The following is a 24,828-nucleotide window of genomic DNA, read 5'->3' as shown; positions in this document are numbered from 1 at the left end:
CATGATCGCTATGGGTTTATGAAGTTTAGGCTAATTCCGTCTCACTGATTTTTTGATTCCAGCTCATCACCAGACCCAGCATAGCCAGACATACCGGCACGGTGACCAATAACAGTCCCACCCAGCCAATGGCATGAAGCAGCAAGCCCGATGTCAAAGCCGCGACAGACTGACAGCCAAAAATCATAAAGTCATTTAAGCCCTGAGCTTTTGCCGTTTCCGATTCGGAATGCACTTCAGGCAATAATGACGTACCCGCCACAAACAGAAAATTCCAGCCAACTCCCAGCAATACCAGCGCCCACCAGTAATGCATAAACGACTGATCAATTACACCAAGCACAACACATATCAGGTAAGCCGCCAGACCAATGATAATCATACGTTTGTGACCCAACCGTTGCACCAGCCAACCCGCAAACAATGACGGAACAAACATGGCCATAATATGGCTCTGAATCACCCACTTGGTTTCCGCCAGCGAGAATTCATTGATATGACTCATGCTGGTGGGCGTCGCTGTCATAATAAGCCCCATCACGCAGTAGGCGACAGCGCCACTGAAAGCTGCGACAAGGAATCCTTTTCGTTTTATCAATGCACTGATACTGCCAGAGTGGCTCTCCGCTTTACCCTGTGGACTACGGGAATTTCGATACCCCGCCAGCAGTATCAACAACGCTAGCAGGAACAATCCTCCGAGCAGGGCAAAGGCACCTTCGAAAACCCCTGAAAACCAGTACTGGCCAAAGATCACCAACTCCGGCCCCAGCCAGGCCGAAATCAAACCGGCTACCAGAATTCTTGAAGCCGCCACCGGTCTTTGTTGAGGCTCCACGCTTTCCATCGCCGCAAAACGAAATTGCTGCGAAACCGCGCCCACTGATCCTAAGCCCGCACTGGCAAACACAAACAGTCCGAACGAAGCCTGCATGACGGCCCACATGGCAACCAGTGAGAAAACGGCACCTGAAAACATGGCGGTTAAAAACAGTCGCTTCCTGCCCCAACGTGCCGCAAGGTGAGCAGCCGGATACACCGAACACGCCATACCAATCACCAGCACAGCAACAGGCAGGGTTGTCCATTGAGGCGACGGAGCAAAATCATGGGTAGCCAGAGCAGCAGAAAAAATCATCAACGGCGTGGCGCACATGGCGAATGCCTGTGCAAAAAACAGGGTTCTTACATTGGTGGGCATAACCATTCCATTGTGGTCGTATTATTATTCTTGAAGAGGCACTATCAGGCTTGAGGATGCACTATCAGACAGAGCTGTTGCCTGATAGTGCAGAAGCTCACATTCCACCCAACAGGATGTATTTGATTTCCAGATAGTCATCAATGCCGTAGCGGGAACCTTCCCGTCCCATTCCGGACTCTTTTACGCCACCAAAAGGTGCCAGCTCCGTGGATAGAATGCCTTCATTAACCGCAACCATACCGTATTCCAAGGCTTCAGCCACCCGAAATACACGACGCAAATCGTTGGCATAAAAATAAGACGCCAAACCATATTCGGTATCATTAGCCATACGAATCACGTCGTCTTCATCCTTAAAGCGGAACACTGGCGCCAGAGGCCCGAAGGTTTCCTCCTTGTAACACTGCATGTCCGGCGTAGCATCGGCAATAACCGTGGGGGTATAAAACAGCTCTCCTGCAACGTGTTGTTCGCCACCACACAGCAGACGCCCGTTTTTACTGATCGCATCCTGAACGTGCTCGTCGGTTTTCTCAACCGCTGCCCGATCAATCAAAGGCCCCTGATCAAAGTCTTCAACCAGACAATCGCCAACCGAGAGCTCCCTGACTTTGGCAACAAATTTTTCTATGAATTCATCATAAACACCGTCCTGAACAAACAGCCGGTTGGCACACACGCAGGTTTGTCCGGAGTTCCGATACTTACTGACCATCGCGCCTTCAACTGCCTTATCAATATCAGCATCGTCAAACACAATAAAAGGTGCGTTGCCTCCCAGCTCCATAGACACTTTCTTCACGGTGTCGGCACACTGTTTAATCAAAAGCTTGCCAATAGGAGTCGAACCGGTAAAGGAGAGTTTGCGAACCGACGGGTGAGATGTCATCACTCCGCCTATAGCCGATGCTTTACCGGTCACCACATTCACAACCCCTGCCGGAATGCCTGCCCGATCCGCCAGTTCTGCCAGAGCCAGAGCAGACAGTGGTGTAACCTCTGCCGGTTTTATTACGATCGTACAACCTGCTGCCAGAGCCGGAGCCGCCTTTCGGGCAATCATGGCTGAAGGGAAGTTCCACGGTGTAATCGCCGCAACGACACCTACAGGCTCTTTGGTGACCAGTATGCGTTTATCATTGGCATGAGAAGGAACAATGTCGCCATAAGCCCGTTTACCCTCCTCCGCAAACCATTCTAAATACGATGCACCATAAGCCACCTCGCCTTTCGCCTGTGGCAGGGGTTTACCCTGTTCAGCGGTCATCAGTTTTGCCAGATCATCCTGATGTTCCAGCATCAGATCATGCCAGCGTCTGAGCAGAACAGCCCTTTCTTTGGCAGTCTTTCGCCGCCAGCCAGTCATTGCCTGCTCTGCTGCTTCAACCGCTCTGATGGTCTCGGCTTCTCCCAGCCGGGGCACGTGGGCAATCACTTCTCCTGTGGCCGGATTAGTGACAGGTATCGAATCAATAGTATTCTCATCGCCAGAAGTCCACTGCCCATTGATGTACGCCTGTTCCCGCAATAATCCGGTATCAATCAGTTGTAGTGCCATAATGACTCCCGCTTATTTATCTTTTTATTAAAATCCGGAACTTAATTAACAATCAAAGATCAGAACTACCGGGCACCAAGACCAGGGAGACTGCCTGTATAAGGAAGCAGCTGCTGCATCAATAAAATTATTCTGGAAACAACTATTTATGAAAATAGTCACAGCAACTGAATCGGATCGTACCATTATTTTCAGCATGTTGGCTAAAGCCTTTGCTGATGATCCTTATGTTTCCTGGCTCTATCCAGACAAAAACCTGCGTATGAGTATCTGGCCTCTGGTGATGGAAATCATTGGTGGCAAGGCCATTGGCTGCAGAACAACGTACATGACGGAAGATGGAAAAGCGGCCGCACTCTGGCTGCCACCCGGTGTTCAGCCCGATCTGGAAAAAAAATACGAATCTATCAAACCAGCATTGCGCCTTCCCGTCTGGAAGACGTTAAAGAAATGGACCGGCAATATTTCAATCTACGACCACCATCATCCCTGTGGGTATTGTCAATCATTGCCGTCGATCCGGACTGCCAGCAACAAGGCATTGGCTCTGCCCTGCTGGAACATTCGCTGGAACAAACCGGCAATCAGGCCCGGGAGCTTTTCGTTTTGTCATGCAACCCAAGAAACCTCGGGGTTTACGAACGTTTTGGATTTGAACGTTTAGGCAGAATTCAGGCGGGTAATTCACCGCCATTGCATCCATTGCTTCGGCTTAATTATTGATCTGACAGTGCGGTTAAAATGCTGCAGTCCGGATTTTCATCACCGGCGCAGCTTTCAATCAATCGACACAGACCGGATTTCATGGCCTGAAGTTGCTGAATTTTTGTCTCAACGTCTGCCAGTTTCTCACCGGCGATTTTTTTAACATCGGCGCTACGCCGTTGTTTGTTCCGGTTGAGTTCCAGCAGTTCTCGACATTCATCCAGCGAAAAGCCCAGAACTCTGGCCTGTTGGACAAACTTCAGCTCCTGAAGCTGTTGTTCGGAATAGTCCCGGTAGCCATTATCCAGACGTCGGGCAGCCTCAATCAGGCCAATACTTTCATAGTATCGGATGGTTTTACTGGTCAACCCGGTTCTGGACGCTACTTTGGAGATGTTCATCGTGCTACTTTAATCACTGGATAAATACTCAACCATACGATTATCAACCAGTACACTGCTCGAATAAACGCTTTTAGAGCAAACCATTCAAAACCTATTTGTTGTACACAGGTAAAAATAATGACTTTTATGGAACATCCGTTTCTTATTATTGGGGCGACCCACCTTATTGCCCTGATGTCACCGGGACCGGATGCCGCACTCATTGTGAATAACAGCATCAGGCTTTCGAAAGAAAAAGCCTTGTGGGCAGCCTTTGGCATCTCCTGTGGCATTCTGGTGCACACGATTCTGGCATTGACCGGCATGAGTGTACTGATACAGGAAGTTCCGTGGATTAAAGCCGTTTTGCAATTCTGTGGTGGCAGCTTTTTGCTTTACCTGGGCATTAGCTCGTTGAAATCTGCACGTCAGCATCACTCTTTTACAACGGCGCCTTCTGAAGGCCAGCCAGCTCAACCAAACATCAGCCCGAACAGCATGACCATCTGGTTTCAGGGGTTGGCAACGAACGTCCTGAATCCAAAAGCCCTGGTGTATTTCATTAGTATTTTCAGTAGTGTCGTCACTGTTTCCAGCTCGTTCACCTTTAAAGCATTAATGGCCTTTGAAATGTTCGGCCTCTCTATGCTCTGGTTTTCATTCCTTGCTTTGGTGCTGTCTTCTTCTTCGGTCCAACAGAAACTGGGAAGGATGAATGCTGCAATCCTGTCATTGACCGGCGTTCTATTTATCGCCGTGGGCTGCGCAATATTAATGACCGGACTTCTTACAATTATTCGTTAATTTATTAGGTTTACAGAGCAGCAACCATTCATCGGCTTGCTGCTCTGTAAATGCTTTAACCCGCCTTAAACTTCCTTAACCGGTTAGCATTAGTAACCACCGTAACCGATGAACAAGCCATTGCAGCACCAGCCACTACAGGGTTTAACAGCATACCCGTCAGTGGGTAGAGAACGCCTGCCGCTACCGGAATGCCCAGAGTGTTATAAATAAACGCACCAAAGAGGTTTTGTCGTATATTTTTCAGAGTAGCTCTGGATAGCAGCACCGCATCCACCAAACCGTGTAATGAAGATCGCATCAGGGTGATATCCGCCGACTCAATGGCTACATCGGTACCACAACCCATGGCAAAACCAACGTCAGCCTGAGCCAGTGCCGGTGCATCGTTAATGCCGTCACCGGTCATTCCTACCTTTTCACCCGCTTCCTGCAACTCTTTTACATGGGAGGCTTTATCTGCAGGCAAGACTTCGGCATGAACCTCTTCAATACCCACCTGTTTCGCTACTGCCTGTGCGGTTTTTCTGTGATCTCCGGTCAGCATCACCACCTTGATTCCGGCAGACTGCAGGCGCTCAATCGCCGCTTTGGAGTCTGAACGTACCGGGTCAGCTATGGCCAGAATACCGGCAACCTTATTTTCCAGTGCAATGAACACCGGTGTTTTGCCTTCATCAGCCAGTTGATCCGCTTTTACCTGCCAGTCGTCGTGTGACAGTTTATTCGCCGTCATCCATTTTGCATTACCCAACAAAACAGTCTGATCATTCACCTGTCCCGAGATACCAAAACCGGACTTCATGGCAAAATCATCCGGTTCTGTCAGCGTCAGGGAACGTTCTCTGGCTGCAGAAACAATCGCTTCAGCCAGAGGGTGTTCTGATGCTGATTCAAGACTGCCAGCCAGTTCCAACAGCTGTTCTTCACTGATACCGTTCGCTACCAGAATATCGGTCACTGCCGGAGCACCTTCCGTCACAGTGCCTGTTTTATCCACAACCACTGTCGTTAACTGACTGGCTTTCTGCAGAGCTTCACCATTGCGAACCAGCATGCCCAGTTCTGCCGCTCTGCCAACACCCGCCATCACCGACATGGGTGTTGCCAGTCCCAGTGCGCAGGGGCAGGCAATAATCAATACTGTCGTCAGAACCACAAAAGCATGGGCAATAGCTGGTTGCGGACCAACGAAATACCAGACCAGCGCGGAAAGAATGGCAATGACAATAACAACAGGCACAAACACCGAAGAAATCTGATCGGTCAGTCGGGTGATGGGCATTTTGGCATTTTGTGCCTGCTTCACCAGTTGAATGATATGAGCAAGCGCTGTATCACTGCCCACCTTTTCTGCCACAAACAGAATGGAGCCGTTCTTATTCAGCGTACCCGCTGCCACTTCATCATCAACGCCTTTACTCACTGGCAAAGGCTCACCCGTGAGCATGGATTCATCCACCAGCGTTGAACCACTGGTTACCCGACCATCGACCGGTATTCGCTCACCAGGACGTACACGGATAATATCGCCAGCCTTTACTGCTGCAACCGGTACATCAACCTCTTCACCATCACGCACAAGACGAGCCGTTTTCGCCTGAAGCCCGAGCAGTCGTTTAATGGCTGAACTGGTTTTGCCTTTTGCCCGCAACTCCATCGCCTGCCCGAGGTTGATCAGACCAATGATCATGGCAGAGGCTTCAAAATACACATGCCGGGCCGCGACAGGAAACCATTCGGGCCAGAGCACAACCGCCATGGAATAAATCCAGGCGGTTCCGGTGCCCAGTGCAATCAGCGTATCCATGGAAGCAGAGCCGTGGCGAATCGAATCCACCAGCCCTTTAAAGAAGTGACGCCCGGAAAACACCAGAATGCCCAGTGTTACAATCCCCACACTGCCCCATAGCCACTGATCCTGTGGCGTATGAACACTCATCGGGATAAAGAACATCGACAACATCAATGGAATGCTGACTGCCAGAGCAAACAAGCCGTGTTTCAACAGATAGCGATAGCGTTCCTTATCACGCTGTTCCTGTTGACGACGATTGTCTTCTTCACTGTCAATCAACGAGCCAGGCTTGCCGATGGCTTCGAGCGACTGCAACAGAGCCACAATATCAGGCTGACAGTCCACATCCACTTCTGCGGTTTTTTCTGCAAGGTTGACCCGGGCATCGTGGACATGCTCAACAGATTTAAGCGCCTTTTCGACTTTAGCTACACAGCCTGCACAACTCATGTCGGGTACAGACAGGCTGATCGTCTCGAGTTTCATACGACCTGCTCCCATTAATTAATTGATTCACTAATGTGAAGGATAAACCTTCCCGTCACTGGAAGGTCAAGGGGAGCTATGAAGGTCGAAATCAGACCAGAAAGCTCTGGCAGCAACAATTTGATCATGGGCAAGCGCTTTGCCGGTCGGAGTGCTTAGCGTTTCTTCAAACAGGCGTTGTACATCACGGGTGGCTTGAACTGCCTGTTGATAGTTCATACCCCTGATCTGCAGGTTACAGGACAGTTCTCTGGTGATACCGTAAGCGCCCATCAGATCCATGGCATCAGCATCAAACACGACTCTGGCAGCAAGCGGCGATTGCTCATTAATAAGGTGTGGACGACACAACCTGACAATCTGAAACAACTGCTCTTTTATAAACTCATCAAGTCCTGTGCTATCCAGCAGCTGCCGCAGCTCATGCAGGTGGTCATGAAACTGATGCAGCCAGGCTCCTGCTTCAACCAGAAACCGGTCTGCCTGCTCGACCCGGTTGATGCTCAGGGCGTAAGCAACAACCCGCTCACCATGTCTTTCATTATGAAAAACGTCCTGCTTGCGGTAGAAATCTCGCGCTCTGGTTTCGATATACTGAAGACAATCCTGCATAAGCAGTTCTCTGTATTCATGATTCGGGGGCGCCAGAGAATAAGGCTGACAGGGTGAAACTTCGCTCGCAGAAAGCAGCGTGGAGCAGAGAAAAAACCAACAACTGATAAGCAAATACTTGAAAGCCACAGACAATACCAGTCATTCAAATTATCGGTATCGACTATAGCGCAATCATCCCATTGCCAAACCCACTAAGACGCAAAACCATTCAGAACGGGTAATGAATCGCAAACCCGACCACCGGATACCAGCGGAACGTTTTCAGTTCGTCTTCCAACTTTTTCCGTTGTGCTTCTATATTGGCGGCCAGTGTCGCATCATTCACACTTTTTGTAGTTTTGAGTCCAATATCCGGCTTGCCCTGATACAGTACACCGATATCAAAACTGTAAAGAAAACGACTTTCGCCTAATACTCCACCAAAGCCCAAGCCAATATAAGGACTGAACTCTTTGACATTCAGATCAGCTTCCAACCCGCCTATTGTATTGACGTCATAGGCAGTACCATTAATGCTGATCGTACCATTGCTGGCTTTTGCATCAGCATCCATTTGGCTGCCATTGTAATAAGCCCCCAGAGTAAAACGAAAGTCACTTTTCCAGGGGTGCCAGTCTCCCAAAACGCCTGCACTGACCAGTTTCAGATCACCCTCATAAGTGACACCGCTTTCTTTAAACTCATAATTATATTTGAAGCCATTTACCTGCAGCCTCAGTGCATACTCCTCGTCCATGGTATTGGTAAATGTCAGCTGTCCACCCAGTGTACCTAACCCTGCTCCCACATCCGTAGTGGTCGCATGAGTACCGTCTGCTAATAGCAACAAACCTGCAAAGGGAATAATTTGCTTCTTCATCAGACATTCCTTGTCTTATTGATGACTATTTAATCAATACCAGTTTTCACAAACAGAAAACAAGTTTTATTGAGTTGAATTTGAACCAGAACTCAACAGTGGCCCCTCCAATCTAAACAGTCTGTCACATTATTTCAGTAAAATGTCAGGACTGTAATATTACTGAAACATAAACCCTTTACCTTCGCCATCATCATTAACGCACTAAGGTGCACACACATGTCTGAAATGACAGCACTCAATACCGGTTCAAATGACAAGATGATGACCCGCCATTATGGGCGCATCTGGTTAAAGGTAATTCTCTGGATTTACGGCCTGCTGGTTGCAGTGAGCGTGGTCGGTTCCGGTTTTAAAATGGTGGTGGGCGGCAACGCTGCGGAACTGTTTAACTTTGCGAACAACGCATTTCTGGCTCTGATTGCCGGTACGCTGGCAACAGCACTGGTACAGTCTTCCAGTACGGTGACGTCTATTATTGTGGGTCTGGTCGCTGGCGGTCTGCCCGTACATATGGCAATCCCGATGATTATGGGTGCCAATATCGGTACGACCATCACAAACACTGTCGTCAGCCTTGGTCACATGGGCTGCAATAAAGAGTTCAAGCGGGCTTTTGCAGCATCTACCATTCATGACTTCTTTAATTATCTGGCTGTACTGATTATTCTGCCGCTGGAACTGATGACCGGATTCCTGAGCAAACTTTCCCTGTCCATAGCAGAAATGCTGGTGGGTGGTCAGGACATGAGCATGAATTTCAATATCGTGAAATTCTTGACTGCTCCGGCTGAAGACATCGTTAAAGGCTTTGCCAACCTGTTGCCTGATGCCACTCTGGGTGGTCTGGCGATGATTGCCTTTGGTATCTTCCTGATTTTCTCGGCAGTGGTGCGTCTGGGTAAACTGCTGAAGAAAGTAATGACCGGCAGAGCAAAGAACGTTCTGGAAAAATCCATTGGTCGCGGCCCTGTTTCAGGCATTGCTTCCGGTGCTGCAATGACTGTTATGGTTCAATCGTCTACCACCACCACTTGTCTGATGGTGCCTATGGTCGGCAGCGGCCTGTTCACCGTACGTCAGGTGTACCCTGTGACTCTGGGAGCCAATATCGGTACCACCATCACAGCTATTCTGGCGGCCACTGCTATCTCAGCCGATGCAGCTATGCCTGCAATGACGATTGCCATGGTGCATTTGTTCTTTAATCTGTTTGCAGTCGCCTTTATCTACGGCATCAAGCCTCTGCGCGAGATTCCACTGTATGCAGCTGACAAGCTGGCCGATCTTGCAGTGAAGAGAAAAGCTTACGCATTTGCCTACCTGGCACTGGCATTCTTTGTTGTACCGGCTCTGGCAATTTTGGTGACTCAATAAGTCATAGCCAGAAGACCATTAAAACGCCCTGCTCATCAATGCAGGGCATTTTCGTTCAAAAAAGAACCTCAAGGCCTACCCATACTTGCCTGCCCGGTTCATTAACTCTTAATGCTTCCGGATTGAAAGGGTCTCGACTGGCACGATTGACATGCAGGGCATAGGTTCGGTCAAACACATTTTCAACACCTCCCAGTAATTTCACGCCTTTTTCAATCTGATACCAGCCATGAAAATGCATGACACCGTAACCAGAGGATTCACCGGCATCGAGACCGCTGGCCTTATCGACTTTATTCTGGCGGGTGGCAAATTCATACCGGGTACCCAACAACCAGACACCCGCATTGTAATCCAGCGTCAGTCTGCCCATCAGAGGAGGAATCTGTGGCAGGTTTTTATTGTGCGAATCATCACGATTTTCGCCCCGGGTCCATGACAACCCTATGGCAGGCTGCCAATGCCCAAAATCGTAGCTGGACTCCATTTCCAACCCATATAAACGCGCATCGACGTTTTTATACAGTGTCGAACCCGTTCCACCGGATGTACGTAAGATAAAGTTATTCACTTCATCCACAAATGCCATCAGCCTGAACTGTACCTGTGATGCCTGAAGCTGATAGCCCGCATCAAGTTGATGATGTATTTCCGGTTTGATTCGAGGATTACCGACCCAGTCATCACTGCCATGGCAGCAGGAACCTCTGGAAGCAATAAAGCGTTCCGAAGCATCAGCAGTCCGGACACTGCGACTGGCTCGAACTTCAAAAGAGTTTGCAGAAGACAGATCGTGTACCCAGCTCACCAGACCACTGGTGTTACCTTCACTCACCTTTTTAGCGTGGTAACCGTAATACTTTTGGTAAAGTGCATTCGGGCCATTGATCCCTAGGGTTGCAGTGGAAGCTTTTGTGGCTTCCGCCTTCAAATCATCGTAGCGACCACCGATTCTGAGATGATCTTTATCACTCAGTTCATAATCCAGTTCTGCAAACAATCCTGTCTGACGATACTCAACACCCGGCCACATATGCGATTGATAGAGATACGCTTTATCCTGACCCAAAGCCACTTTATAGCGTTTGGCATCACGGTCGTTAGCCTGATAATCAAGACCAATCCGCAGTTCACTTCTGTCAGTAAAAACAGAGCCCTGCACACGTCCGCCCCAGGTGAGTGAACTGGAAGGCGCTTTTAATCCATTGGCAACATCAGGCTTTCGTCGTCTGACACTGAAGTTATCCATCCGGTGCTTAACGTCGGAACGATAAGCGGACAACTCCAGAGTATCAAACAGTAAAAATGACTGATCGTAACGGGCTTTAAAACGCCAGATATCGGCTTTTGCCCATGGCGCATCCATACCATTGCCGGAGTAATACACATCGTCATCACGAACCGCTTCTACGTTTAGCTCCATGTGGGTAAATTCAGCCACATCACCTGCAATCACCAAACCACCGTTCTTTGAATGAAATGCAGAACTGACCTTATTACCTTTCCCATCCTTGTAGTTGCCAGCGTCCTGATAACCGCCATAAGCCCGTAGCCAGCCTTCAGAGTTCCCTGCCGCTACAACCAGTGACACCTCTTTGGTATTGGAATTGCCGGTATACCCCATATAGGCTTTTCCAGTCACAGACGGGTGCAGATTTATCCCACGATCATTGTCAAAGTCAGGGGCTTCCCTTGTAAACAGCACCGTACCACCGGAGCCACCCGCCCCGTGAGTGACGGATTCGTAGCCTCGTATCACCTCGACCTTGTCATAACCCGCCCTGCTGACATAAGTGGTGGGTGGATCCATTCGTCCGGGGCAGGCACCGTAGATATAAGCCCCGTCCATCAGAACATTCAGCTGACTCTGTTGCTGACCACGAATGATCGGTTCAAAACCTTTGCCACCTTTTCGGGTAGCGGTCACACCAATGATCTGTCTAAGTGACTGACCGGCATCGGAAGCGGGCACACTGACTGGATAGACAGGAGAGACCGATTCGGAGGGCAATGCTGATTCCGGTACATCAATGACAATGTTCGAAACCTCCGAAGCCCATACAGACAAGGATGCACTTCCGAAAAAGACCCCGGAAAACAGCAACCACTTTTTCATGAACGAACCCTGTGACCTGTGATGACTTGTTATTTTTTACGGTGAGTCAGTATAGGTCGTGAAAAACTGACCGTTAGGAAAATAAAGATTCAAAACTCAGCACGTTCATCCAAAGCTGTTATGGTTACGTATAGGTTTAGGTAATCACATACTCAGGCAGGCAGACATTCATGCAACACAACTCCGGACTTGTCTGGTTCAGGTCAGATCTCAGGGTTCAGGACAATCCCGCGCTGTATCATGCCAGCCAGCAATGTTCGCAGGTTATTGGTGTTTATTTGCTGTTTCCCGGGCAGTGGAAAATTCAGTACGACAGTAATAACAAACTCTACTTCTGGATGCAGAACCTGAAGGCTCTGGAAAATGAGCTGTCCAAGCTGAACATTCCGCTGATTGTAGCCTCTGCAGAATCATTCAGTAACGCACCGGCAACCCTGTTGGAACTGTCAGGAAAACACCACTGCCAGTCACTCTGGCTGAATGATGAGTATGGCGTTTATGAGCAACAGCGGGATGACGACACAGAACGTCTATTTCGCCACCAAAGCATCCCCTGTCATCGTTATCACCAGCAAACACTGTTCATCCCGGGCACCCTTCGCAACAAACAGGGCGATTACTTCAAGGTGTTCACGCCCTTCAAAAAATACTTGTTTCAACAAATCACGCCCGAGCAGACTCAACCGTTGCCCGCCCCTGTCCAACAGGCACCCTTATCCATCAAACACATTAATCCTGAATCACTGGAGCAACTGTATAAGCCAACGGCCAGCCATATAGATGATCACTGGCCTGCTGGTGAAGCAGCGGCTCAGAATAGTCTGGATTCATTTTTAGCTGGGACGATTGAGGAATATCACAACCAGCGTGATTATCCCTCTATTGCTGGAACCAGTTCACTGTCACCCTGGCTGGCAGCGGGCACCCTGTCGATCCGGCAATGTTTTCATCAGGCTTTGCAGGCAAACCATGGCGAAATGGATACCGGCAATAAAGGCATCACAACATGGATTAGTGAACTGATCTGGCGAGAGTTTTATAAACACATACTGTTTGGATTCCCGCGAGTGTCCATGCACCGGGCATTCAAGCCGGAAACAGAACAGCTTCAGTGGCAGACCAACCCATCCGCGTTAAAAGCCTGGCAGGAAGGAAGAACCGGCTTCCCTATTGTTGATGCAGCCATGCGGCAACTCACCACGACGGGCTGGATGCACAACCGCCTGCGAATGATCACCGCTATGTTCCTGTCCAAAAATCTGCTGATTGACTGGCGACTGGGTGAACAGTTTTTTATGGAACACCTGATTGACGGAGACCTCGCAGCCAACAACGGTGGCTGGCAATGGTCTGCCAGTACCGGCACCGATGCAGCACCTTACTTTCGTATGTTTAACCCCACCAGCCAGTCTGAAAAGTTCGATGCCAGTGGTGAATTCATAAGACAGTGGGTGCCTGAGTTGGCAAACCTTGATAGTAAACGAATACACACCCCTCATGGTGACAACAGACAGATGTCTCTGGATTGTCCGGATTACCCCTTACCCATTGTCGATCACAAAGCATCGAGACAGCGGGTTATGGACGCTTTTCAGGCTTTGAAGAGCTAATGCCGGTGCGTTTAGCGAAGTCTTGAATGCGTTCTCCCGGCTGGTAATCACTGAGCAGAAAAGGTGCATCATCGTCACAGGCTTCCAGAAAACGCTCTTTTTTCTGGAAGATACGCTGCATCAACTCCATTTCCTCATAAAATTCGTTGGCATGCTCATGATAACCGCCCCCCAGAAGATGACGAAATTCATGCTGGGCAACAATGGCATCCAGACCTTTCAGGTCACGGGTAAACGTATTGCCACCGGCATCCTGAGCCTGAATCGTGATTTCTTTCCAGGTCGCCGTTTTGCCGAACGGTTGTCCTTTCGCGCTCAGGCAACCATGCCAGAAGCAAACCTTGTCGTCTGATACATGAGTAATCACAGGATTGATAAAGACTTCGGCTGGTGTCGAGCTATTGACTGCCGGAGGTGCAGCCAGCAAAAACAGCTGCAGAGGTTCACCCACCTGATTGGCTGATATTCCCCCGACATTGATCGTTATAAACTTCTGCATGGACTCAACCAGCGCATCAATGCATTTGTCTGGCAACTTTCGCACAGGTTTTGTGGGGTGATTCAGAACCTTCTGGTGGTCAGGATTATTGAACTGAAAAAGAATCCGAGCCTTTTTTCCCAATGAATATTCAGTATCCTGTTCTACAGTGTCGAAAACAATAGTGTCAAAAACAGCCAGCAACAACAGAGCCACCAACAACCCTGTCCCTACCTGTACCAGTTTTTTCACGTTGTTCTCTCCCACTAGCCGAAAGAGAAAGCATAGACCAGCCATTTTCGATAGCACTTACCACCAAACTGTCAATATTTACCCTTTTATTGATCCAGCCCAAAACAGCCGACACCAACAAAAAACATAATAGATCATCCCTTTTAAAAACAATGCCTTAGTAGACCTTATGTATCGTAATGTAAAACTCGCCGTCATCGGTGTACTATTCCTCTTTCTGTTTTTTCTCCCTGTAGAAATGATACCGATCAGCGGAATAACCGTTGCGGGGCAGAGGGTAATGGCTATTTTTGCACTGGCTACCCTGTTATGGGTCTCGGAATTAGTGCCCGCCTACGCCACCTCATTAACGATTCTTGGTCTGCTCTGTATCGCCACTTCTGACAGCGCACCCTATATGCTGAAAGAAGCTCTGGAGCCTGAGTTTATGCTCAGTTACTCTCGTATCATGTCCAGCCTTGCAGCACCGGTGGTGATACTGTTTATGGGTGGTTTTTTTATTGCAATAGCCGCCACCAAGTACAAACTCGACATCAATATGGCTCGGGTGCTGCTGCAACCCATTGGTACTGATTACTCAAAAGTAATGCTTGGCCTGATGGGTATTACCGCCATTTTTTCCATGTTTATGAGTAACACGGCCACTACAGCCATGATGCTGACGCTGCTGACGCCGCTTCTGAAAAGCATGGATCACAATGATCTGGGTGTTAAAGGTATGATCATGGCAGTGCCCATTGCAGCCAACGTGGGCGGTATTGGTACCCCTATTGGCACACCGCCTAATGCGATTGCTTTCCGCTATCTGACAGGCGAGTACGCTATGGGCTTTGGTGACTGGATGCTGTTTGCCATTCCTATGGCAGCCATTCTAATCTTTATTAGCTGGATGTTGCTGCGCAAAGTCTACCCTACCGGCATTGACAACATTCATCTGGAAATCGACAGCGAATTTGACCAGAGTCGGGATGCCCTGATTGTTTATGGCACCACCGCTGCCACCATTATTCTCTGGATCACTTCCAGCCTGCACGGCATTAATTCCTACACCGTCGCCTTGTTACCCGTTATTGTCTTTTCCCTGTGTGGCATTATCTCCACAGAAGACATCAAACAGATTAACTGGGACGTCCTCTGGCTGATCGCCGGTGGTATCGCGCTGGGTTACGGTCTGGAAAGAAGCGGATTAGCCAGTGCAGTGGTACACACCATACCTTTTGATACTATGGGCATCGTACTGGTTCTGTTCATGCTCTCCATCGTTGCCATGATAATGGCAACGTTTATGTCCAACACCGCAACGGCCAACCTGCTGATGCCCATTGCTGTTTCCATCGCCACAGTATTGACCGGGCTGGATGCTTTCGGTGGACTAAGCGTCGTGGTGATCTGTGTGGCACTGTCCGCTTCCATGGGTATGTCACTGCCGATCAGTACCCCACCGAATGCTCTGGCTCACGCTACCGGCATGGTAGGCAGCAAGGACTTCATCAAAATGGGTAAATTTGTCAGCAGTATTGGTGTGCTGATGATTTTTGCCTGCATGGTCGCTCTTGGCTCTGCTGGTTACTTCTAAATCGTCACAGGCTCCTGACAGCAACAAGCTACACTTGCTCAACTACCTGTCAGGAGTCCCCTTCATGAACAACAAAAGTGTACAAAACAAACTTCTCAAAGCTGTTTTGCTGGCCTCTGTGTTGCTAACCCCTCTGGCCTTTGCCGGTAAGCTTTTACCTGATAACGCCAAGCCTTTATCCAAAGTGATCGAAATGCTCGAAAAGAAAGGTTATCACCCTATCATCGACGTTGAGCTGGAGCGGGGACGCTGGGAGATTGAAGCATTCAGAGACAACGTCAAGCGAGAGTTAAAAGTAGATGCTGTCACCGGGGAGATAGTGTCTGAGCGTCGTGATGATTGAATTGGCCTTTGAGCAAATTGAGAATCTTGCGAAAGGAGTGACAAAGGTCAGAAACCTATTACTGACCTTTGTCGTTTAGTCTTTGTCGTCTGATAATCAGAAGAAGTTGATGGAAGCCAGAGCTATCAGAACCACATAAATCAGCAGTACACCCACCGGGCTGATGATTCGTGCCGTCTTGATAAAGTCTTTGGTATCCACCAGACCTGTAGCATGAGCCAACGCATTAGGCGGAGTACTGATCGGCAGGCCCATACCCAGAGAAGATGCCAGAGCAACCGCAGTACCCATCACAACCAGACCACCCAGATCGGCAATACTGGCGACAGAAATAGACATGGACACAGCAATCGGCATCAGCAGGTTAGCGGTCGCAGTGTGAGACATAAACGTCGCCATTACCATACACAGAATACTGATACCCAGAATAATCATGGCACCACTGTAGTTGTCGAACGGCACCAGATTAACGACCTGTTCCGCCAGACCCGACGTCGCCAGACCTGTACCGATGGCGATACCACCCGCCAGCAACCACAGAACGTCCCAGCTGATGTTCTTCAGATCATTCTTTTCAACGATACCGGTCAGGCTGAATACGGCAACAGGAATGATGGCAACGGCATAGGCGTTGATGCCATGGAAGCTGGAGAACATCCACAGCAGAACTGTCATAACCACTGTGCCGTAAACAATGAAAGGCTTCAGGCCAGTCTCAAACTGAGAGTCGATGGTGATGTTGATTTCTTTGCTTTTGGACGGGTACATTTTCTGCAGTAACCACCAGCTGAATGCAATCAGAATCACTGTAATTGGCACAGCAAACGCCATCCAGCCACCAAAGCTCAGAGCGTATTCACCCACAAAGTAGCGGAAAGCAATCGCATTAGGCGGGGTGCCGATAGGCGTACCCATACCACCCAGGTTAGCCGCGATAGGAATGGAAATAACCAGAGCACGACTGCCGGGATCGGCACTGTCCATTTTCGCCAGCAGTGGCGTCATGATGGTCAGCATCATTACGCTGGTTGCCGTGTTACTCATAAACATTGAGAACACTGCAGTAATGATCATGACGCCCAGCATTACGATTTCAAAACGTGTACCAAATGGCTTCAGCAAAACCCGTGCAAGGTTGAGGTCAAGCTTGTACTTGGCTGCTGCCATGGCAATAAAGAAACCACCCAGAAACAGGATAATAACGGGTGATGCAAACGCGTTAAAAATAGATGTGTAAGGCAGTGCATCATCACCCAGTGCTTCACGAAGCGGAAACGGCGCACTGTTGGTCGTCGTCAGCACCAGTAGCATGATGATTAACAGTGATGTCGAAAAAGCCGGTACAGCGTCGCTTATCCACATCATCGTGGCCAGCAGGAAAATGGCCAGTACACGCTGCTGCAGCACACTGAACAGTCCTTCCGGAAAAATCATATGAGGAAAGAAAAACAGAACAAGAAATATGAGTGATATGGGTATCAATTTTTTAAGCGGCATGGCTCAGACTTCCAGAAGGTATCAATTACTAAAACCGGGCGTGTCTTTTTTTGCTGTCACAGAACTGACCTGTTTCTGCAACAATACTGTGGCAGATTGAGTCAATCGCTCCTCATTAACGCCCTGAAAACACAGGGCGGAAACAAACGTCATTCGATGATGGTTGTTGTTATCGAGAGATCACTTGAAGTGACTGCTGTAGACCTGAAAAGACATCAAATTCATTAGATGCATTTATAATGCCTCAAATTTAAAAAAACTGCCCTGAGCCAGATCATTAAAATATTTAACTTATTAAGTTTTGATCAAAAACAATACAGCGCTTAATAAATTTATTTTTTAAACTAAAATCAATTTATTCATTTTGACGATGTTAATTAAAATCAATAATTCACACTTCCCACCGTTATTAATTAAAAGTTTCCATTGCTTTTTTATTTTAAGTAGCTGAACATTTGAAATCGAATATTTATGGCTAATTGATCAAGTGCTATGCAAGGCGCAACGGAGGGAACATAGCAAGCTATGTGACCAGAGTTGCAACGCAGCAGAGTGCTTGAGCAAGGAGTCAGAAATATATGATTTCGTGTGGTCAGTTACTTATGACCTCACAATGAGTTCAGGACAAAAATGGGAGAATACAATGCCTGAAATTGAACTGATCAGCTTCAAACTCTGCCCCTTTGTTCAGCGCTCAGTGATCACTTTGCTGGAAAAAGGCATACCCTTTGATATCACCTATATCGATCTGGAAAACAAGCCAGACTGGTTCCTGCAAATATCACCGACAGGCAAAGTGCCGGTGTTGCGCATCAACGGCAAGGATATTCTTTTCGAGTCGGCTGTTATTAATGAATATCTGGATGAAATAACCCCTCCGTCACTGCACCCTGAAGACCCTCTTGAAAAGGCTCGCAACCGGGCATGGATTGAGTTTGGCTCGACAATTCTGATGACCGGCTATCGGCTTCGGATGGCAAAAGACAGCGATACCTATGACTCAGAGCACGCAAACCTGATGCAACTGCTTCAGCAACTTGAAGAACAACTGGATGGAAAGTCATTTTTCAATGGTAATCAGTTCAGCCTTGCTGATGCCGCCTTCGCCCCCGTTTTCCGCTCCATTGTGTTTCTGGACAGACACTTTAAGACAGGGATTCTTGATGGCACACCCGGGCTGAAGCAATGGGCGGATAATCTTCTGAACCGGCCTTCGGTCAGGGATTCTGTCGTCGATGACTTTGACGAACTCTCCATCCAGCGATTGAAAGCCAGTGATTCTTATATTGTTGGCCTCCTGCGTGCCTGAAACCTTCGCAATCAAATCAAAGCCTCCTCCTGTTCAATTCAGGGCGGGGCTTTACCGAGTGTCTACCTGACAAAAGAAAAAAATTACAGCACTTGCCAGTGCTTTTTATTTATACAAAACTTTATAGATTGGTAAGCTGTATTTAACGCTCCATTATTCAGCGGTTAAAGGAGACTCATCATATTATCCAGGGACTGGAATTATGAAGCCTCGCCGCGAGCTGATCTCTGCCCTTCTAGCATCCGCCATTCTTTTGTTATCAGCCCCATCCATTGCCGCAAAGAAAATATCGAATGAAGCACTGCTTTCATTAAGCCTTGAAGAGGTGATGAATCTGAAGGTTACCTCTGTTTCAAGAAAGAGCCAGCGGCTTATGGACTCGGCTGCCTCCGTTTATATCATCACCCAGGATGATATCCAGCGTTCTGGGGTCACCACCATTCCCGATGCTCTAAGGATGGTGCCCGGGCTTCAGGTTGCCCAGATGAACAGCAATACATGGTCTATCAGTGCCCGGGGCTTTAATTACATTTTTGCCAATAAGCTTCTGGTGATGATGGATGGCAGAACCATCTATAACCCACTCTTTTCAGGCGTTAACTGGGACGTTCAGGATACGCTGCTGCAAGATATTGACCGGATTGAGGTTATCAAAGGACCTGGCGCTGCGTTGTGGGGAGCCAACGCCATGAACGGTGTCATTAATATCATTACCAAATCAGCCAGCCAGACACAGGGCAACTTCCTGCAGCTTGGGGCTGGTAATCAAGAAAAAGCCTTTGGTAGTTTTCGCCATGGTGGACAGTTAGGAGATAAGGCTTACTACAGAGCGTATTACAAGACATTCCATAAAGACGGGTTGGCAGACCAGCAAGGCAACGAAGCCTTTGATGACTGGAAAATAGACCGGGCTGGCTTTCGCGTGGACTGGCAAAAGGATTCGAACAACGAGATCAAAGTACAGAGCGAACTATACAATGGTACAACCCGCTCACCTTTGACACTCCTTGATATCAACAGCATTCCGGTTAAACCCGTTTCCCTTCTGAACAAAAGCAGAGATCAGCAGGGGGGGCACATACTGGCACACTGGACGAGGACGCTAGGAAATAATGAGCAATTTTCGCTTAAAACCTATTTTGATCGTTATGACAATGACGACTATCGCCTCAAAGAGCAAAGGGACACTTTTGATATAGAATCCCAGCATCGTTTCCAGTGGTCCGGGCAGCAGGAATTGATCTGGGGACTGGGGTACCGCTCCTCCTGGTACACCCTGAGCAAAATGAATTACGTCACGGTGAACAACACCAGTCCAAGAGAAGAGCTCTACAGTGCCTATATTCAGGATGAAATCACACTGTCCCCCAAATGGCAGATGACCTTGAGCGCAAGGCTTGAGCATCATACTTCCACAGGTTACGAATTCCAGCCAAACGCGAGACTGCTCTGGTCTATAGATGCCCGGTCATCGGCCTGGGCTGTTCTTTCAAGAGCCGTCAGAACGCCCGCTGTGACTGAAAGAGATTCCGTCAACGGCCCTATCAGCGACCCCAGACTACCTCAGGGAAGCTATTTACTCATTGGAGGAAACCAGAAGATCAAATCAGAAGTGTTAACAGGGTTTGATATTGGCTATCGTCGGCAACTGAACAATGCATTGTCGATCGATCTTTCCTCTTACGTGTACCAATATGATGATTTACACAGTTTGTCATTCACTCAAAACTGCCCTTCAGGTAGCACACTCACCTCAGATGCCTGCCTGATTCCTGGCAACAATCCACCCTTTTCTACCTATGCATTAATTCCTGCTCTTATCACCAATGGTGCTGACGCCAAAACCTACGGTCTGGAAATAGCCACCAACTGGCAGCCAACCCGAAACTGGCACATTAAAGCAGACATCACACTATTGCAGGTTGATGCACGAAGTCATACAGGGGATAAAAATACCGAATCACTTATTGAGGGGCTCAGTGCAAATCAGTCAGCCAATATCAGATCGTTCATAGACCTTACTAATAACTGGCAGCTCAATCTCTGGCTACGACATGTCGGGAAAAACAAAGCAGCTGACATCAATTCTTATACCACCTTTGATATGAAGCTGGCTTATCAGTGGAGCAAAGGGCCAGAGCTGTCTCTGGTTGGCATAAACCTGTTTGACCAGCAACGAAAAGAGTTTGATGAAAACTTCACAGGGCTTATCGCTACAGAACCTCAGCGTTCCTGGTATGCCCAATTAACCTGGCAGTATTAACCAGTGTTTCGTCAAAATATGAAAATTATGTCTTTATTGAAGCGGTTTATTTTATTAATGTGGCTTTTTTCATTGCCAATACCTTCTGTCGCCATTGAAGAACAAAGGCTTAAAGCGGCCATCACATTCAAGCTGACGCTGTTTGTCTCATGGCCCGCCAAAGAAAAAGTCCTTAACCTCTGCACTTTCAGTAAATACAGCTTCAAAAGCCTTAAATCTACAATCAGCCATCAAATCAGCAAAGGCAGAGAGATACAGGTTAAGCTTTTAGGATTAGATGAAGACTATAGCGAGCGTTGCCAGATACTGAACCTTGATAATCTATCTGGTAGCCAAATTACTGATATTCTCGAATCAATAAAAAAACAGCCCATTTTAACCGTCGGCAGTGGCGATAGCTTTGCCAGAGAAGGCGGAATGATTGGGCTGTACATTGACAATAATAACGTTAAATTTTCAATCAACCTTCATGCAAGCAGGCAAGCTGAATTAAATATCAGCTCTAGCCTGCTGAAGCTGGCTGCAAAAGTTTATTAATCGTTATTATTTCTAGGTTTTACTCTTCGACGAGGGGCTTTTCTCGGTGTAGCCAACATCGGTTCAGCTTTTTCTCTTGGCTTTTTAGGCGCTTTTTTTGCGCCTGAACGCTGACCGTCTTTGTGTCCTGCTTTCGGTTTTTTAGGCTTCTTTTGCTTTCTTGGACGACGGGATGGATCATGCCCGGTTTCCGGAACATCATGAACCGGCTCAAAGCCCGCAACGATCTTACGATCAAGAGTCTGTTTAATCAGTTGCTCAATGTCAACTAGCTGATCGGCTTCATCTGCACTGACCAGAGACACCGCCTGACCCGTTGCACCAGCACGACCCGTACGACCAATACGGTGTACATAGTCTTCAGCCACATTAGGCAGGTCAAAGTTAACAACCTGCGGCAGTTGATCAATATCCAGTCCCCGAGCCGCAATATCTGTAGCCACCAGAACACGAACCTCTCCAGATTTAAACTCAGTCAGCGCTCGTGTACGAGCCCCCTGACTTTTATTGCCATGGATTGCCGCTGATGTAATACCCTTACCATCAAGATGACGGCTCAGGCGATTAGCCCCATGTTTGGTGCGAGTAAAAACCAATACCTGTTCCCACTTATGCTTTTTTATCAGGTTGGTTAGCAGTCCCGGCTTCTGCTTTTTATCAACAGGACATACCCACTGTTTTACGAGCTTAGTGGTGGTATTACGTGGGCTGACAGAAATTTCAACCGGATCATTCACCAGACTTTTGGCAAGAGTGCGAATCTGATCGGAGAATGTTGCAGAAAACATCAGGTTCTGACGATGCTTAGGCAGGATGTTCAAAATCTTCTTAATATCGTGAATAAAGCCCATATCAAGCATACGATCAGCTTCATCCAGAACCAGCACCTCGAGATGTTTGAACCTGACAGCATTTTGGTTATATAGATCCAGCAAACGTCCGGGTGTTGCAATCAGCACATCTGCACCACGGCGCAATCTCATCATCTGCGGATTGATCTTTACACCACCATAAACAATCGTAGAACTTAATGGCAGATGTCGGCTATAAGAACGTACATTGTCGCCTACTTGAGCAGCCAGTTCTCTCGTAGGAGTAAGAATCAAGGCTCGAGCCTGATTGGGACCAGCACGCTCTCCACGGCTTAACAACTCCAGAATAGGCAGCGTAAAACCTGCGGTTTTACCCGTACCAGTTTGTGCAGCTGCCATGACATCCCTGCCTTCCAACACAGCTGGAATCGCCTTGGCCTGAATCGGAGAAGGCGTTTCATAGCCTTCCTCGGCTATAGCTTCCAGAATTTGGGCTGAAAGACCCAGGGAATCAAAGCTCATAATATTTCTCACGTGGATTAGGACAAGCTTAATACTCATCCTTCAGGATAGCTCTCAATATCTAGAGCTTTAAGAGAGTAATGACATTGGGAGCCGCAAAACGTTTCCCAATAAAAGGTTTTTTAATCTATAAAGCAAAAAGCCCAGTCGATTTCTCAACTGGGCTTTTCTAATTAGTGCCTGGCGATGACCTACTCTCACATGGGGAATCCCCACACTACCATCGGCGATGCATCGTTTCACTTCCGAGTTCGGGATGGGATCGGGTGGTTCCAACGCTCTATGGTCACCAGGCAAAACTGGTTGAAGTTAGCTGTTCAGCTAGCTTCCGGAATCCAAAATCTGACCTCCAAGGATGGAGGAAATGCTGAACAACGTCTGGAACGTTGTCAGTAAAATAAGCTTTATTCTTGCTTTTACACTCTCTAGTGCATGGCACCAAATCGCTTTGGCGTTATATGGTCAAGCCTCTCGAGTCATTAGTACTGGTTAGCTCAACGCCTCACAACGCTTACACACCCAGCCTATCAACGTCGTAGTCTTCAACGTCTCTTATGTGGCCTCGAAGGCCAAGGGAAGTCTCATCTTGAAGGGGGCTTCCCGCTTAGATGCTTTCAGCGGTTATCCCGTCCGAACTTAGCTACCGGGCAATGCGTCTGGCGACACAACCCGAACACCAGTGGTTCGTCCACTCCGGTCCTCTCGTACTAGGAGCAGCTCTCCTCAAACTTCCAACGTCCACGGCAGATAGGGACCGAACTGTCTCACGACGTTCTAAACCCAGCTCGCGTACCACTTTAAATGGCGAACAGCCATACCCTTGGGACCGGCTTCAGCCCCAGGATGTGATGAGCCGACATCGAGGTGCCAAACACCGCCGTCGATGTGAACTCTTGGGCGGTATCAGCCTGTTATCCCCGGAGTACCTTTTATCCGTTGAGCGATGGCCCTTCCATTCAGAACCACCGGATCACTAAGACCTACTTTCGTACCTGCTCGACATGTACGTCTCGCAGTCAAGCTGGCTTGTGCCTTTACACTAACCGCACGATGTCCGACCGTGCTTAGCCAACCTTCGTGCTCCTCCGTTACTCTTTGGGAGGAGACCGCCCCAGTCAAACTACCCACCACACAATGTCCCCGATCCCGATAAGGGACCCGGGTTAGAACCTCAATATTGCCAGGGTGGTATTTCAAGGTTGGCTCCATGCAGACTGGCGTCCACACTTCAAAGCCTCCCACCTATCCTACACAAGCAACATCAAGATCCACTGTGAAGCTGTAGTAAAGGTTCACGGGGTCTTTCCGTCTAGCCGCGGATACACTGCATCTTAACAGCGATTTCAATTTCACTGAGTCTTGGGTGGAGACAGCGTGGCCATCGTTACGCCATTCGTGCAGGTCGGAACTTACCCGACAAGGAATTTCGCTACCTTAGGACCGTTATAGTTACGGCCGCCGTTTACCGGGGCTTCGATCAAGAGCTTCGATTCTCTTAAAAGAGAGTCTAACCCCATCAATTAACCTTCCGGCACCGGGCAGGCGTCACACCGTATACGTCCACTTACGTGTTAGCACAGTGCTGTGTTTTTAATAAACAGTCGCAGCCACCTGGTATCTTCGACCAGCCAGAGCTTACGGAGCAAGTCCTTCACCCTAGCCGGCGCACCTTCTCCCGAAGTTACGGTGCCATTTTGCCTAGTTCCTTCACCCAAGTTCTCTCA

Annotated in this window: 20 protein-coding genes and 2 rRNA genes (1 of these 22 running past the window's edge); 9 read left to right on the top strand and 13 right to left on the bottom strand. The window is 48.4% G+C overall.

The features are described 5' to 3' along the window. Positions 1-25: 25 nt before the first annotated feature. The gene (locus EZMO1_RS03100) at positions 26-1,201 is read right to left on the bottom strand and encodes an MFS transporter (RefSeq protein ID WP_034879599.1); all 1,176 of its coding nucleotides are present in this window, start codon (positions 1,199-1,201) and stop codon (positions 26-28) included. Positions 1,202-1,298: 97 nt separating this feature from the next. Further along, positions 1,299-2,762 carry an NAD-dependent succinate-semialdehyde dehydrogenase gene (locus EZMO1_RS03095; RefSeq protein WP_034879598.1) on the bottom strand — a complete coding sequence of 488 codons (1,464 nt, stop codon included), beginning with the start codon at positions 2,760-2,762 and terminating at the stop codon, positions 1,299-1,301. Positions 2,763-3,212: 450 nt separating this feature from the next. Between EZMO1_RS03095 and EZMO1_RS27965 the strand changes: the two genes are divergently transcribed. Then, on the top strand, positions 3,213-3,485 hold the full coding sequence (locus tag EZMO1_RS27965; protein ID WP_082212368.1) for a GNAT family N-acetyltransferase: 273 nt from the start codon (positions 3,213-3,215) through the stop codon (positions 3,483-3,485). Here EZMO1_RS27965 and cueR read toward each other — a convergent pair. Continuing rightward, a complete protein-coding gene (gene cueR / locus EZMO1_RS03085; RefSeq protein WP_034879594.1) occupies positions 3,479-3,868 on the bottom strand; it encodes a Cu(I)-responsive transcriptional regulator in 390 nt (129 codons plus the stop codon). The genes EZMO1_RS27965 and cueR overlap by 7 nt on opposite strands. A 120-nt stretch (positions 3,869-3,988) precedes the next feature. On the opposite strand from cueR, the gene EZMO1_RS03080 reads away from it, so the two are divergent. Beyond that, positions 3,989-4,654: a LysE family translocator gene (locus tag EZMO1_RS03080; RefSeq protein ID WP_051790721.1), complete on the top strand. Its 666-nt coding sequence runs from the start codon at positions 3,989-3,991 to the stop codon at positions 4,652-4,654. A gap of 55 nt (positions 4,655-4,709) precedes the next feature. Here EZMO1_RS03080 and EZMO1_RS03075 read toward each other — a convergent pair whose 3' ends face one another. The 3 genes from EZMO1_RS03075 to EZMO1_RS03065 form a co-directional block, all read right to left on the bottom strand. Next, positions 4,710-6,938 (bottom strand): heavy metal translocating P-type ATPase, encoded by a 2,229-nt coding sequence (locus EZMO1_RS03075; protein ID WP_051790719.1) that lies wholly within the window; start codon positions 6,936-6,938, stop codon positions 4,710-4,712. 66 nt (positions 6,939-7,004) lie between these two features. Beyond that, entirely contained in the window at positions 7,005-7,550 is a 546-nt protein-coding gene (locus EZMO1_RS03070) for an HD domain-containing protein (RefSeq protein ID WP_034879592.1), read from the bottom strand. Positions 7,551-7,761: 211 nt separating this feature from the next. Continuing rightward, the gene (locus EZMO1_RS03065) at positions 7,762-8,412 is read right to left on the bottom strand and encodes a hypothetical protein (RefSeq protein ID WP_051790718.1); all 651 of its coding nucleotides are present in this window, start codon (positions 8,410-8,412) and stop codon (positions 7,762-7,764) included. A gap of 219 nt (positions 8,413-8,631) precedes the next feature. Here EZMO1_RS03065 and EZMO1_RS03060 point away from each other — a divergent pair, with 219 nt between their 5' ends. After that, entirely contained in the window at positions 8,632-9,789 is a 1,158-nt protein-coding gene (locus EZMO1_RS03060) for a Na/Pi symporter (protein WP_034879590.1), read from the top strand. Positions 9,790-9,844: 55 nt separating this feature from the next. Here EZMO1_RS03060 and EZMO1_RS03055 read toward each other — a convergent pair whose 3' ends face one another. Next, entirely contained in the window at positions 9,845-11,905 is a 2,061-nt protein-coding gene (locus EZMO1_RS03055) for a TonB-dependent copper receptor (RefSeq protein WP_034879588.1), read from the bottom strand. 170 nt (positions 11,906-12,075) lie between these two features. Between EZMO1_RS03055 and phrB the strand changes: the two genes are divergently transcribed. After that, positions 12,076-13,515, top strand: coding sequence for a deoxyribodipyrimidine photo-lyase (phrB, locus tag EZMO1_RS03050; protein WP_034879587.1), 1,440 nt, complete (start codon positions 12,076-12,078; stop codon positions 13,513-13,515). Here the strand turns inward: phrB and EZMO1_RS03045 are convergent. Then, positions 13,484-14,245, bottom strand: a complete 762-nt coding sequence (locus EZMO1_RS03045) for a peptide deformylase (RefSeq protein WP_160174133.1) — start codon at positions 14,243-14,245, stop codon at positions 13,484-13,486. The genes phrB and EZMO1_RS03045 overlap by 32 nt on opposite strands. A 238-nt stretch (positions 14,246-14,483) precedes the next feature. Between EZMO1_RS03045 and EZMO1_RS03040 the strand changes: the two genes are divergently transcribed. Together EZMO1_RS03040 and EZMO1_RS03035 are read left to right on the top strand one after the other, a co-directional pair. Then, a complete protein-coding gene (locus EZMO1_RS03040; protein ID WP_244886726.1) occupies positions 14,484-15,821 on the top strand; it encodes an SLC13 family permease in 1,338 nt (445 codons plus the stop codon). Positions 15,822-15,885: 64 nt separating this feature from the next. Continuing rightward, a complete protein-coding gene (locus EZMO1_RS03035) occupies positions 15,886-16,164 on the top strand; it encodes a PepSY domain-containing protein (protein WP_034879582.1) in 279 nt (92 codons plus the stop codon). Positions 16,165-16,260: 96 nt separating this feature from the next. Here EZMO1_RS03035 and EZMO1_RS03030 read toward each other — a convergent pair whose 3' ends face one another. Then, entirely contained in the window at positions 16,261-17,661 is a 1,401-nt protein-coding gene (locus EZMO1_RS03030; RefSeq protein ID WP_034879580.1) for an SLC13 family permease, read from the bottom strand. Between the two features lie 21 nt (positions 17,662-17,682). Beyond that, the gene (locus EZMO1_RS27730; protein WP_275934926.1) at positions 17,683-17,814 is read right to left on the bottom strand and encodes a hypothetical protein; all 132 of its coding nucleotides are present in this window, start codon (positions 17,812-17,814) and stop codon (positions 17,683-17,685) included. A gap of 490 nt (positions 17,815-18,304) precedes the next feature. On the opposite strand from EZMO1_RS27730, the gene EZMO1_RS03025 reads away from it, so the two are divergent. The 3 genes from EZMO1_RS03025 (at position 18,305) to EZMO1_RS03015 (ending at position 21,770) form a co-directional block, all read left to right on the top strand. Then, positions 18,305-18,970: a glutathione S-transferase family protein gene (locus tag EZMO1_RS03025; RefSeq protein ID WP_034879578.1), complete on the top strand. Its 666-nt coding sequence runs from the start codon at positions 18,305-18,307 to the stop codon at positions 18,968-18,970. Positions 18,971-19,172: 202 nt separating this feature from the next. Continuing rightward, on the top strand, positions 19,173-21,233 hold the full coding sequence (locus tag EZMO1_RS03020; protein ID WP_034879576.1) for a TonB-dependent receptor plug domain-containing protein: 2,061 nt from the start codon (positions 19,173-19,175) through the stop codon (positions 21,231-21,233). A 27-nt stretch (positions 21,234-21,260) separates the two neighbouring features. Beyond that, positions 21,261-21,770, top strand: coding sequence for a YfiR family protein (locus EZMO1_RS03015; protein WP_222842184.1), 510 nt, complete (start codon positions 21,261-21,263; stop codon positions 21,768-21,770). Here EZMO1_RS03015 and EZMO1_RS03010 read toward each other — a convergent pair. The 3 genes from EZMO1_RS03010 to EZMO1_RS03000 form a co-directional block, all read right to left on the bottom strand. Beyond that, complete coding sequence (locus tag EZMO1_RS03010; protein WP_034879574.1) at positions 21,767-23,104, bottom strand: DEAD/DEAH box helicase; 1,338 nt, start codon at positions 23,102-23,104, stop codon at positions 21,767-21,769. The two genes, EZMO1_RS03015 and EZMO1_RS03010, sit on opposite strands and share 4 nt — an antisense overlap. A gap of 178 nt (positions 23,105-23,282) precedes the next feature. Then, positions 23,283-23,398, bottom strand: a 5S ribosomal RNA gene (rrf, locus tag EZMO1_RS03005). A gap of 164 nt (positions 23,399-23,562) precedes the next feature. Further along, a 23S ribosomal RNA gene (locus EZMO1_RS03000) occupies positions 23,563-24,828 on the bottom strand; it runs 1,680 nt beyond the window's last position.

Source organism: Endozoicomonas montiporae CL-33 (assembly GCF_001583435.1).
Lineage (GTDB): Bacteria > Pseudomonadota > Gammaproteobacteria > Pseudomonadales > Endozoicomonadaceae > Endozoicomonas_A > Endozoicomonas_A montiporae.
The sequence above is the reverse complement of the archived record's forward strand: the minus strand, read 5'-3'. Positions and strand labels throughout refer to the sequence as shown.

Excerpts from the sequence above, each read along its gene's own strand:
- EZMO1_RS03015 (WP_222842184.1), top strand. The coding sequence starts at position 21,261 with ATGTCTTTATTGAAGCGGTTTATTTTATTAATGTGGCTTTTTTCATTG.
- EZMO1_RS03100 (WP_034879599.1), bottom strand. The coding sequence starts at position 1,201 with ATGCCCACCAATGTAAGAACCCTGTTTTTTGCACAGGCATTCGCCATG.
- EZMO1_RS03065 (WP_051790718.1), bottom strand. The coding sequence starts at position 8,412 with ATGAAGAAGCAAATTATTCCCTTTGCAGGTTTGTTGCTATTAGCAGAC.
- EZMO1_RS03055 (WP_034879588.1), bottom strand. The coding sequence starts at position 11,905 with ATGAAAAAGTGGTTGCTGTTTTCCGGGGTCTTTTTCGGAAGTGCATCC.
- phrB (WP_034879587.1), top strand. The coding sequence starts at position 12,076 with ATGCAACACAACTCCGGACTTGTCTGGTTCAGGTCAGATCTCAGGGTT.
- EZMO1_RS27965 (WP_082212368.1), top strand. The coding sequence starts at position 3,213 with ATGGACCGGCAATATTTCAATCTACGACCACCATCATCCCTGTGGGTA.
- EZMO1_RS03095 (WP_034879598.1), bottom strand. The coding sequence starts at position 2,762 with ATGGCACTACAACTGATTGATACCGGATTATTGCGGGAACAGGCGTAC.
- EZMO1_RS03030 (WP_034879580.1), bottom strand. The coding sequence starts at position 17,661 with ATGCCGCTTAAAAAATTGATACCCATATCACTCATATTTCTTGTTCTG.
- EZMO1_RS03040 (WP_244886726.1), top strand. The coding sequence starts at position 14,484 with ATGATACCGATCAGCGGAATAACCGTTGCGGGGCAGAGGGTAATGGCT.
- EZMO1_RS03010 (WP_034879574.1), bottom strand. The coding sequence starts at position 23,104 with ATGAGCTTTGATTCCCTGGGTCTTTCAGCCCAAATTCTGGAAGCTATA.
- EZMO1_RS03060 (WP_034879590.1), top strand. The coding sequence starts at position 8,632 with ATGTCTGAAATGACAGCACTCAATACCGGTTCAAATGACAAGATGATG.
- cueR (WP_034879594.1), bottom strand. The coding sequence starts at position 3,868 with ATGAACATCTCCAAAGTAGCGTCCAGAACCGGGTTGACCAGTAAAACC.
- EZMO1_RS03025 (WP_034879578.1), top strand. The coding sequence starts at position 18,305 with ATGCCTGAAATTGAACTGATCAGCTTCAAACTCTGCCCCTTTGTTCAG.
- EZMO1_RS03080 (WP_051790721.1), top strand. The coding sequence starts at position 3,989 with ATGACTTTTATGGAACATCCGTTTCTTATTATTGGGGCGACCCACCTT.
- EZMO1_RS03035 (WP_034879582.1), top strand. The coding sequence starts at position 15,886 with ATGAACAACAAAAGTGTACAAAACAAACTTCTCAAAGCTGTTTTGCTG.
- EZMO1_RS03070 (WP_034879592.1), bottom strand. The coding sequence starts at position 7,550 with ATGCAGGATTGTCTTCAGTATATCGAAACCAGAGCGCGAGATTTCTAC.
- EZMO1_RS03020 (WP_034879576.1), top strand. The coding sequence starts at position 19,173 with ATGAAGCCTCGCCGCGAGCTGATCTCTGCCCTTCTAGCATCCGCCATT.
- EZMO1_RS03075 (WP_051790719.1), bottom strand. The coding sequence starts at position 6,938 with ATGAAACTCGAGACGATCAGCCTGTCTGTACCCGACATGAGTTGTGCA.
- EZMO1_RS27730 (WP_275934926.1), bottom strand. The coding sequence starts at position 17,814 with ATGACGTTTGTTTCCGCCCTGTGTTTTCAGGGCGTTAATGAGGAGCGA.